This is a genomic window from Sphingorhabdus sp. (assembly GCF_046596595.1).
In the GTDB taxonomy this organism is placed as follows: Bacteria; Pseudomonadota; Alphaproteobacteria; order Sphingomonadales; family Sphingomonadaceae; genus Sphingorhabdus_B.
Window position 1 is genome coordinate 87532 of the sequence record NZ_JBKJMB010000024.1, and the last position, 10195, is coordinate 97726.

The 10195-nt window shown below is 52.1% G+C and carries 10 protein-coding genes; 2 read left to right on the forward strand and 8 right to left on the reverse strand.

Features of this window, described 5'->3' with window-relative positions; translation table 11 throughout:
• Positions 1-32 precede the first annotated feature (32 nt).
• A complete protein-coding gene (thyA, locus tag ACLL9E_RS02360) occupies positions 33-965 on the reverse strand; it encodes a thymidylate synthase (protein ID WP_411290138.1) in 933 nt (310 codons plus the stop codon).
• A 717-nt stretch (positions 966-1682) separates the two neighbouring features.
• Between thyA and ACLL9E_RS02365 the strand changes: the two genes are divergently transcribed.
• Together ACLL9E_RS02365 and ACLL9E_RS02370 are read left to right on the forward strand one after the other, a co-directional pair.
• Positions 1683-3395, forward strand: a complete 1713-nt coding sequence (locus ACLL9E_RS02365; protein ID WP_411290139.1) for a sensor histidine kinase — start codon at positions 1683-1685, stop codon at positions 3393-3395.
• The gene (locus tag ACLL9E_RS02370; protein ID WP_411290140.1) at positions 3388-4026 is read left to right on the forward strand and encodes a response regulator; all 639 of its coding nucleotides are present in this window, start codon (positions 3388-3390) and stop codon (positions 4024-4026) included. Before ACLL9E_RS02365 ends, ACLL9E_RS02370 begins: the two co-directional genes overlap by 8 nt.
• A gap of 7 nt (positions 4027-4033) precedes the next feature.
• Here ACLL9E_RS02370 and ACLL9E_RS02375 read toward each other — a convergent pair whose 3' ends face one another.
• The 7 genes from ACLL9E_RS02375 to ACLL9E_RS02405 all read right to left on the reverse strand — a co-directional run.
• Positions 4034-4516 carry a prepilin peptidase gene (locus ACLL9E_RS02375; RefSeq protein WP_411290141.1) on the reverse strand — a complete coding sequence of 161 codons (483 nt, stop codon included), beginning with the start codon at positions 4514-4516 and terminating at the stop codon, positions 4034-4036.
• On the reverse strand, positions 4516-5358 hold the full coding sequence (locus tag ACLL9E_RS02380) for a tetratricopeptide repeat protein (protein WP_411290142.1): 843 nt from the start codon (positions 5356-5358) through the stop codon (positions 4516-4518). The genes ACLL9E_RS02375 and ACLL9E_RS02380 overlap by 1 nt, the downstream gene beginning before the upstream one ends.
• A gap of 8 nt (positions 5359-5366) precedes the next feature.
• On the reverse strand, positions 5367-6404 hold the full coding sequence (locus tag ACLL9E_RS02385; RefSeq protein WP_411290143.1) for a tetratricopeptide repeat protein: 1038 nt from the start codon (positions 6402-6404) through the stop codon (positions 5367-5369).
• 5 nt (positions 6405-6409) lie between these two features.
• Positions 6410-7297, reverse strand: coding sequence for a type II secretion system F family protein (locus ACLL9E_RS02390; RefSeq protein ID WP_411290144.1), 888 nt, complete (start codon positions 7295-7297; stop codon positions 6410-6412).
• Between the two features lie 88 nt (positions 7298-7385).
• Positions 7386-8387 (reverse strand): type II secretion system F family protein, encoded by a 1002-nt coding sequence (locus ACLL9E_RS02395; protein WP_411290145.1) that lies wholly within the window; start codon positions 8385-8387, stop codon positions 7386-7388.
• On the reverse strand, positions 8387-9742 hold the full coding sequence (locus ACLL9E_RS02400) for a CpaF family protein (protein WP_411290146.1): 1356 nt from the start codon (positions 9740-9742) through the stop codon (positions 8387-8389). Before ACLL9E_RS02400 ends, ACLL9E_RS02395 begins: the two co-directional genes overlap by 1 nt.
• Before the next feature lie 2 nt (positions 9743-9744).
• The coding region (locus ACLL9E_RS02405; protein WP_411290147.1) for a CpaE family protein at positions 9745-10195 on the reverse strand (451 nt) is incomplete at its 5' end.

Genomic DNA, 10195 nt, shown 5'->3' on the forward strand with positions numbered 1-10195 from the left:
TTTTAGGTCAACATAGCTGACCTAAAGTCGATCTATACGGCAACAGGCGCAGAAATATGGGCTTGCGGTTGGTAATCTAGCACTTCGAAATCGTCGATGCGAAAGTCAAAAATGCTGGAGGGCGTGCGTAACAGCCGCAATTTCGGATGTCCCTGCGGTACGCGCGAAAGTTGTTCCTCAACCAAAGGCGCATGGTTCAAATACAAATGCACATCCCCGCCTTGCCAGACGAGCTCGCCGGCCTTGTAACCGCACACGGCAGCCAACATTCTTGTCAGCAATGCAGCCGAAAACGCATTGAACGCAAAACCAAGTCCAAGATCACACGACCGCTGAAACAATATGCAGCTCAAAACATTGTCGGCTACGTGAAATTGATAGGTCTTGTGGCAGGGTGGCAGCGCCATTTTGTCCAACTCGGCGACATTCCATCCTTCAATAATGTGACGGCGTGACCCCGGATTAGTCTTCAGGCTTTCAACCAGCAGGCTCACCTGATCGATGCCTTTATCGGCGCGGCGGAATAGTCCGCTTCCAGCGTCCTCATAACGCGGCCAGTTGACCCATTGCGCGCCATAGACGGGGCCAAGGTCGCCCCATGTGTAGGCAAAATCCTGATCGTCAACAATGCGCTGCTCAAAATCTTCCGGCGTAATCGCATCGCCCGTTTCGCGGCGGTAGCGGTCAAGCGGCCAGTCGGTCCAAATCCTGACTTTCTGCTCAAGCAGCGGACGAATATTCGTATTGCCGGTCAGAAACCAAAGCATTTCACGCGCAGCGGTTTTCCAATAAACGCGCTTGGTTGTGAGCAGCGGTATCGCGTCATCTGCCAGCGAAAAGCGCATCGTCGCGCCAAAAAGTGCCTTTGTTCCGACGCCAGTCCTGTCTTTCTGAACAGTGCCGTCTTCCCAAATCCGTCGCATCAACGAGAGATATTGTTCTTCATAATGGGGCGCGTTGTGCATGCCACTTCGCTACGCCGTGGAGTGGGGTTTGGCAACCATAGCAATGTTTTGTGTGATCTGGAATTTCGAAGGTTGGGCTTGCACAGCGTCGTGAGAAGTTGGCGTGTCCGAGAGGCTTTATTCTTAAAAATGGGCCCTGTTCCGTTAACCAGATGCGGAAACGGGATTGGGATGCAGCGATCCCAATAACAGAGGGAAATACAGGCTAGCCAACTGCCGAAAGCGGCATGATGTTTCCTGCTTGAATGACTTCTACCGATGCCGCGCCTTCTTAAATCGATGAGGTATCTGTGTCGGTCAGGTTTCTTGCACCCGTACCGCGGGCAATATCGCTAATTTTGAAATCCATAGTCCGGTCCTGGATAAACGTTGCAAGGGTGCAGAGTAGGCACGACGCGAAATTGGCCGCGGGCAATCGGCAGATGCGCATAACTGAAAGCAAGGAAACGGTGCGTCAGTACAAGCACCAAAGTCCATGCATGCTATTGTTTTGCTAGCCATTTTGCCTTTTTCCTTTCATACACAAAACTGCACTCGTGATGTCGACCGGGCAGAATTGCCAACCCAGCGGGTGGCCATAGAATAGTGAAACCGTTTCGTTACCGCTGTAGTAATCAACGGGTGCAATTGATTGGCAAGAATGTTGAATTATTTTAGTTATTTTAATTCAGAAATATAACGCTAGTGTTATATCTATAGTTATAATCAGGACGCATTATGGAATCATCTGGCGGTACCATCGGTCAGTTAACGCAACGGGTGTCGCCCAACGTCCAATTGTGGGCTTGGCCTATTTCTCGAATTCTGATGTGCTCCATAGTTTATCTTTGTTTTTCAGCGGGATTTTCTGCACCTGCTTTGGCAGCGGCAATCCAGTGGAGCTGCTTCGCTTGGATTGGCTGGACAGTTGCAACAACCTTGCTGTCCATCAGCGGCCAACCGCTTCAACCTAAGCTGCTAAGGGTCATTATTTTTGGAGACGCCTGCCTGATTATTGCAGCCATAATGCTTTTACGCGGAGTAGAGGGCGCCAGCATAGCCTTCGCAATTGGCCTCACTGTTATCGCCCTGAGTGTCGGGGTCGCAAGCAAATGGGTACTACTCGGTTATGTAGTGAGCACTCTAACTTTTGTGCTGCGTGACTTTGCTTTGCAAATTTATGGCACCCGAACGCCAACTGTCACTTCGGTCCCTGAGTTGGCTGAATATCTGCATTGGCCGTTACTGTTGATCGTTGCGTTCATGCTGCTCATTTGGGCAAACCGAAAGTCTCGGTTCCAGAATTTTGACTACGACTTTACGTCGCTTCGCAATCTTTCGTTCGAAAAGTCGCTTGAGTTTGACCTGCAAGCGTGGACCAATGCCATAGCAGCTTTGTTTGCGCCCCGAAAAGCTGCCTGTGTTATTCACACCCCTGCCCACCAACCTGCGTATCATGCTACAGATTGTAATTTGCAAATTTGGTTACGTGATCAGGATCGCGATGAGTTGATTGAATCGTTTCGCAACTTACCAGATGGCTGCAGCTTATTTGATATTCAACTGAATAGCGTATTTTCGCCAGACACCGAAATATTGTGCCCCCTTGATGAAAATGGACAGCGGATCGCCCGCATTTTGCATCGTGCGAACGTAAAGGCAGCGTTAGTCCAGCCTATCCAGATTGATCGCGCCCGAGGTGGGATCATCTGCGTCTTGGATGGCCCACTGAACGCGATAACTATTGCCGAAGCGTCTTTCATAAGCCGGCATATAACAGAAATGACTGGCTACTTGGGCAATATGGCCATGGCCCAACGAAATTTCATTGCAGACGCGCACGATGTGGCACGGCGTGACTTGCATGACGGCGTGCTACAGACGCTTGCAGCGTTGCGCATGCGTCTGCTTTTGCTCACCAAGCGTGACGATGTTACCAGCCAACCCATTGAGCTCGAAATTAGAAAGGCGGTTGATATTGTCACGCTCGAGCAATCTCGCCTCCGGGGATTCCTAGAGAAAAGTGAATCGGATGATCATACCGTTAACCTGGTATCGCAAATCGATATCTGCGTGCGTACGATTTCCTTACAATGGGGCATCGATGTAAAGCTCAAGTCCGATGAGCCTGCTATCCCCGTCGATACAGAATCCTCATTCAATATTGAGCACTTGTTACGCGAAGTCATCACCAACGCAGTACGTCATGCCAAAAGCAATTCCTTGACAGTATCACTATCGCTCAAGCAAGATGCACTCATGATGGCGGTCACGGATCTAAGCCAACCGCCGGAGGGGGCGCAGGTGCTTGAAAAATCTGCATTAACAATGAAATCAGCTTCATTGCGTGATCGCTTAAGACTCGTAAATGGTGAGGCATATGCGGAGGGGCTTGGTAAAGGAACGCTTTTGTCGATCCGTATTCCCATGCAGCAGATAGAGAATGACTAGCATTCTGGTAGTAGACGACCACCCGTTCTTCTTACATGGCTTTGGCCAGTATTTAGAACATACACATGATTTTCAAGTAGATACTGCTTTGTCAGTTGATGAGGCCATCGCAAAGCTCGATGCCGCTCGTCCTGATCTGGCAATGCTTGATGTAACCATGCACGGTGGTGGTGGTTTACGAGTGCTACGCCACATGCGGTTGCACTATCCGCAAATTCCGGCGATGTTCCTCACCGTGCACATTGATCCCGAACAGACAATCGAGGCGATGCGGCTTGGCATTAAAGGAATTGCTCTTAAAGATAGTGATCCTGAAGTCATCATCAGGGGAATGAATACTATATTAGCGGGCGGTAAGTGGTTTGAACGCGGTGTGACTGAACCAGCCTTGCAATATTCGGTTGATAAACCGAGCAGGGCCGTACGCTCCGATGATCTGTTGACAAAACGGGAAATGGAAATCGTTGAGCTTGTTTGCCTCGGATTGCGCAATCGTCAGATCGCAGACCGCTGCACCCTGACCGAAGGTACCGTTAAAATTCACCTGAACAGCGTGTACCGAAAACTCGGCGTGGCTTCGCGCGCAGAGTTAATTGTGAAACGCGAAGGTATGCGCACCGGCAAAAACTAGCCACCTGTTACGGCAGGTTTGCAAATACCGAAAACCAGCCCGCATAAGCGGCTGTAAAAACCCCGCCCACAGCGATGGCAACGCCATAGGGTATCCGCCGGTCTTTCTTTGGAACATTCTTCCGCAGACCGGTCAGCCGCGCGAGGATATACAATATGGCAAGTAATCCGCCCGCAATTGTCGTAAAAAACAGCAGCGCGATAGCAGCATTTGTGGCAAACCATAACGCGGTTGCGGCATAAAGCTTGGCATCTCCACCACCGATCCATCCCCTGCTGAACAAACCCATACCGACAATCAAGGCAACCCCAAAATGCACGATATTCCACAACGGAAACACGGCGCTGGAATCGATAATCTGGGCAATGACAAACAGCAGGATTAAAATTCCGGAGAGCATATTGGGAATGCGAAAGGCCCGCAGGTCAGAAATGGCGGCCGCAACGAGGGTCGCGCACCAGATGGCAATAAAAATATACGTAATGTTCATCAACGATTGCCTTCTTTGGCCGGACTAAGTTCAGACCAAATGGCCTCATCAAATCGCTCAAGTGAGAGCATTGCGCGCGAAAATAGCGCCGTGGCCTGTTGGCCTCGAGACGCCATTTTGGCTCCTTGTGCAAATTGAATGAGCTTGGCGCTCCAGGCGGCATCATTGTCCCCAACTGCCCTTACCGGTGCCAAGCCAGCCATCCCAGCGACGAAGTTGCGGTTAGCCCAAATCATTTGGTCTTCCGGGTTTAGTTCAAGCGCCGCGTTCAATTCAACCAAGGCGACATCCACTTTTCCATTCTGCAAGCTTGCGAGCGCATGATTATTGATGATTTGTGCATTGCCGGGTTCCAAGGCCATAGCGCGCGCAAACGCGTCACGGGCAGCAGCCCCCTCCCCTTTGCCGACTAAAGCCAGGCCAAGCAGATTCCACGCTCCGGCATCATCGGAACAATTTTGCGTTGTTGTCGCAAGAGCAGCAATGGCGGTGTCAAAAGCTTTCTGGCGCGCGGCAACCCATCCTTTTGCCGCGTGCACTCGGCAAATGTTTCTATCCTGATCTTTAATTTTAGCTAAGGCCAACCCCGCCGATGTTGCGTCCATAAGCGCAATGGCGTGTTCAGCCTTTAACAGCGCAAGGTCATCGGCGAAAATTGTATCGCCTGACTGGTCAAGGACAGCGATCATCTGCTCGGCTTGCGTGAGCCTACCCTCTCGGATTGCGGCATCGATATGCTGAAGATAGAGAATTTGTGCATTCGAAGACGAACGGGGGGGCTGCGCACTGAATGCAGGTGCGGCAGCAAGCAACAACAGAAAGCCGAAACCCAATTGTTTCATCGTGCGATTCAGGTGCCGATCACACCGTTGCCATCGGCCAGGAATATATACACGAATCCCGGTTGTTCCGTGTCCACCGCCTTGGTGGAAGCGGTCACCTTGGCCCGCGTGTCGGTGCGCTCTGCCGAAGCCATTACAACATATTTCTCGTCCCCGCGATAACGGCTGGCAGCCTGTTCGGCAGACATATATGCGGGCAACCAGAGGGCTAACCGAGCACCAAAATTATCAAAGCTCCTTGTCGGCTCAGGGCGGATTGGAGCATTCATGGACCGGGTTATCAAGCGCACCTCGTTGAGCGAAATCCGTTCGAGCCGGGTGCCAGCTCGATTTTCGGGCTGAATAAAAGGCATGGGAGGCTCTTTGGGGGTCGCTGGTGGTTGTACAGGTCGGGCAGGTGCGCCTGCCCGTGCCGAAATGCTATCAACATGAGCAATGGTCATGCCCGCCGAGGCAACAGCAAAGCGTGCAGACAAAACTCCACGTTTTGACAATATTTCGACAGGAGGCGCGCCGTCAGGTTGCGCGATTGAGACGGGTAGTTCGGCGAACGCAGGCAGCTCAAGGCTGGCGATTGAACGATCCTCCAAAACAACACCAGCATCAGCCGTAATCGCAACCGGCTCAACAGGTCCTGCCGACGGCAATGCGCTTGCCTGCCTAATCTCTAAATTTTCGTTTCCGGGCAATTTTGCAAGATTTGCTTGCACCTTTACATTCATGGGGTCCTTGGAAAGCGCAATCTCGAAATAGCGTTGCGCAAGGTCATTACGTCCAATGCGGCCATATGCTACCGCCAATCCATTATACGCATCCACATTATCCGGATTGAACCTGATTTCCGTCCGAAAGGATTCAATAGCCAAGGCATCAAGACCAGCGTCCAATTGCGCCCGACCGCGCTGGAGCATTGAGGACCCTTCAGCCAACTGAGCCGACGGCGCTGACAGCCGGTATTGCGGCGCAATGTTTTGCTGAGAAGCGCAACCTGCGACGATGAAGGTGGCACATCCCGCCAAAGCGCATTTCGTCATTGAGATATGCATGTTTACTATCCCCCGCTTAATGCTGGTAGTGCCTGACGAACGATACGGATGATCGCTGGCAACATAAGAACACCGATCATCACTGGAAGCAGACAGGCCACCAGTGGTATAGAAAGCAACACAGGCAGTTGGTGTGCTTTTTCTTCTGCGCGCATCCGTCGTTTTTCGCGCATTTCAGATGCGTAGACCCGCAACGTTTCGCCGATACTCGAACCGAGCTTGTCTGACTGAATAAGCAGCGTTGAAAAGGAACGAATTTCGGTAACTTGCGTGCGATTTGCCATGTTGCGCAAGGCTTCTTCGCGCGTTGCCCCGGCGCGCAGTTCAAGCGTCACGATGGACAACATGTGTGCCACCAACGGGTGCGAATTTTGCATTTCGCGTCCAACGCGGTCGAACGCGGCTTCCATGCCTAGGCCAGCTTCAACGCACACCAGCATAAGGTCCAAGCTATCGGGGAAGCCGTTAACGATCGCTTCGCGTCTCCGATCCGCTTTTGCCGAGATGAAAAGGTTGGGCGCATAAAGTCCGAATATCGCCAACCCGACCCCAACAAGATATAGTTTGAAGGGTGATACTTCAGTCCCGCTCAAAAATATCAGGCCAACGAAAAACGCTGGCAACATAACGAGCATCCCAAGACGAAGTGCAGTGAACACCTTGGGGGCATGGGGTGAGTTATAGCCGGCGGCTACCAACCGTGCACGCAAACTTTCACCCTGCGTATCGACAAGCGAAATACCCGTTTTTTCGATGATTTCGGTGAGCTTGTACCAACCCTTAGCCATATTGTCGCCGCGCAGGCTCGTTGGGTCAGTCAAACGGGTCTGCTCTCCACGAACTTCGTTCAGACGCGTGCGCGTCGCAGCGCGCCGCGCCAGTGCGTTTATCATCAAAATTACCATGGCGACCACAATGATAAAAACCAGCGCCAGAAGCGCTAGTCTTAGTGGTCCAGTAAGTGTCAGTCCCCCAAGCATATCAAACCTTCAAATCGATCATACGGCGAATGGTAAAAAAGCCGATGAAGTACAAAACAACCAACCCTAAAAAGCCCGGAACAAAGATCGGATCTTGTGCCACGTCCAGATAAAAGGATGGATTTAGGAGGAACAGCCCGGAAATCGTCATAACCGGCAAAGCGGTCAAAACGAGGGCTGTCATTCTGCCCTCGGAACTGAGCGCGCGCACCTTCATATACATGCTCGCCCGTTCCCGGATGACCGATGCAAGATTGTGCAAAATTTCTGCAAGATTTCCGCCCGTCTCATTTTGCACGGACAAAGAAACCACGAACATCTGGATATCGTCGAGGCCCCAACGGTCCGCCATTGATTGAAGCGCATCGCGCAAATCCGCGCCATAAGCCACCTCATCCAGCACCAAACCGAATTCAGAACCCAGCGGGTCTTCCATTTCCTTTGTCAGCAGATCAAGCGCAGAGGACACCGGATGTCCCGACCGCAGTCCCCGAATGAATATGTCCAGCGCAACCGGAAATTGCTCCTGCATTTTCTGTCGCCGCTTGGAGGCCATGCGCGATAATATAATTAACGGAATGCCAAGACCAATTGAAAGCCCCACCACCAACGCCAGTTGCACACTGCCAAAGTTAATGGTGTATCCGGCAACAGCTGCACCAATAATTACCAACACGGCCACCAACGCTGATGCAAGGGCCATTGCCAGCATAATTTGATGCGCTGGCATGGCCACGCCACTTGCGATGACCGACTGCTGAATACTTTGAAGGGTTTTGCCGACTATTCCGTTTCCGCGCGCAAAGTTTAGCGGCTGAGATTTGCGCAGCTGCGAGGTGACAATCTCACGGTCCATCCCGCCTTCGATCATGCGCAGGCGCTTGTTAATCGCACGGGTTCCCGTTGACCGGCGACGCCAAGCCGAAATGGCAAGTTCAGCCAAGAGGAAAACCGCCACGAAAACAAGGATGAGGATGATGAGACGCGTGAATATTGGGTTCATTACGCAACAACCCTGTCTGGACGGAACAGGTCGGGCGACAGATTTATACCGTGCGACGACAGTTCGTCCATCATCTTGGGTCTGATACCAGTGGCCTCGAAATGTCCGATAACCTGATTATTCTCGTCACGTCCCATCATCTTAAAGCGGAAAATTTCCTGCATGGTGACGACCTCACCTTCCATCCCGACAATTTCGGAAAGGCTGAGCAAGCGGCGGCGGCCGTCGGAAAGTCTGCCAATCTGGATAACGACGTGTAGCGCAGAAGCGATCTGGGCACGGGCGGACCGCGGCGAAATATCAATCCCGCTCATCCCGATCATTTGCTCTAGTCGCGAAAGCGCATCGCGTGCGGTGTTGGCGTGCACGGTAGTCATTGACCCGTCATGGCCGGTGTTCATAGCTTGAAGCATGTCGAAAGCTTCACCAGCCCGGACTTCGCCGACGATAATTCGGTCAGGTCGCATACGAAGCGCGTTCTTAACGAGTTCGCGTTGGCCAATTTCACCCTTGCCTTCGATATTGGGCGGGCGCGTTTCCAAACGCGCCACGTGCGTTTGCTGAAGTTGAAGCTCGGCTGAATCCTCGATCGTGACAACTCGCTCGCGCTCATCAATGAACGAAGACATCGCATTTAAGAGCGTCGTCTTACCTGAACCTGTACCCCCCGATATCAGAACATTGCGTCGTGCCTGAACAATACCGCGAAGCACCTCTGCGATAGCTGGCGGGACGCTCCCATATTCGGCGAGCTTCGCCATGCTGATCGGAATTTTCGCAAATTTACGGATGGAGAGCAAAGAGCCATCGACCGCTAGTGGGGGAACGATTGCATTCACGCGCGAACCATCGGGTAAACGCGCATCAACAAAGGGCGACGATTCATCCACCCGTCGACCAACCGCACTAACTATTTTTTGAATAATCCGTAGCAAATGGCGTTCGTCTTTGAAGCGCGTTTCAACGCGCTCAAGCACGCCGCTACGTTCGACAAACACAATATCGTGGCCGTTTACCAGAATATCAGTGATCGACTGATCCTGCAGCAAGGGCTCAAGTGGCCCAAGGCCAAGCAGTTCATCCAATATGTCGGCGACAAGCCTTTTGCGCTCTTCTTGGTTCAGCGCATGTTTCTGGAGCGCCAGCTGCTCATGAACCAGTTCGCCAATTTCAGTCTCAATCTGCGGGCGAGTCATTTTCTCCAGCGCCGACAGGTTGATCAAATCGATCAAACGCCGATGGAGCTCCACCTTCAGATTGATATAATCGAGCGTTTCACCAGAGGCATCATTTGAAACGTCGTAACCGTTCGCTTTCGGAACCGTCCCCTCATCGCCTTTTCGGATCTGCCACATATCTACACCTCAAGCCCAAGACGCGGCAGGAACGCAGCAATATCACCAACAATCTTGCTCTTGGCGCGAATTTGCTGGATCAACACCCCTTGATCGTGCGCCGCCCGTACCAACGGATGATCATTGTGAATGCTCAATTCTACAGGATGCCCCAGAGCCTGCGACGCAGACTCCAGATCAATCGCCCTGAACAGGCGTTTTTCGACCCGGTTGGCAACCACATGAACGTGCGAACCGCTTATACCCTGGCTGTTCAGCAGTTGCAGCTGGCGCTTTGCCTGACGCAAGCTTCCGACAGAAAGCTCAACAATCAGGAATATGGCGGTCGAACGGGCGACCAGTGACAACGCCCAGTTTGTCCAATTGGTCGGCAAATCGATGACGACATAATCATATTGCTGCCGCGCTAGATCAATGATCCGCAATATCTGATCGGCATTAACTGCTTCAATT

Coding starts and splice junctions, on each gene's coding strand:
- thyA (WP_411290138.1), bottom strand. CDS start 965: ATGCACAACGCGCCCCATTATGAAGAACAATATCTCTCGTTGATGCGA.
- ACLL9E_RS02365 (WP_411290139.1), top strand. CDS start 1,683: ATGGAATCATCTGGCGGTACCATCGGTCAGTTAACGCAACGGGTGTCG.
- ACLL9E_RS02370 (WP_411290140.1), top strand. CDS start 3,388: ATGACTAGCATTCTGGTAGTAGACGACCACCCGTTCTTCTTACATGGC.
- ACLL9E_RS02375 (WP_411290141.1), bottom strand. CDS start 4,516: ATGAACATTACGTATATTTTTATTGCCATCTGGTGCGCGACCCTCGTT.
- ACLL9E_RS02380 (WP_411290142.1), bottom strand. CDS start 5,358: ATGAAACAATTGGGTTTCGGCTTTCTGTTGTTGCTTGCTGCCGCACCT.
- ACLL9E_RS02385 (WP_411290143.1), bottom strand. CDS start 6,404: ATGCATATCTCAATGACGAAATGCGCTTTGGCGGGATGTGCCACCTTC.
- ACLL9E_RS02390 (WP_411290144.1), bottom strand. CDS start 7,297: ATGATAAACGCACTGGCGCGGCGCGCTGCGACGCGCACGCGTCTGAAC.
- ACLL9E_RS02395 (WP_411290145.1), bottom strand. CDS start 8,387: ATGAACCCAATATTCACGCGTCTCATCATCCTCATCCTTGTTTTCGTG.
- ACLL9E_RS02400 (WP_411290146.1), bottom strand. CDS start 9,742: ATGTGGCAGATCCGAAAAGGCGATGAGGGGACGGTTCCGAAAGCGAAC.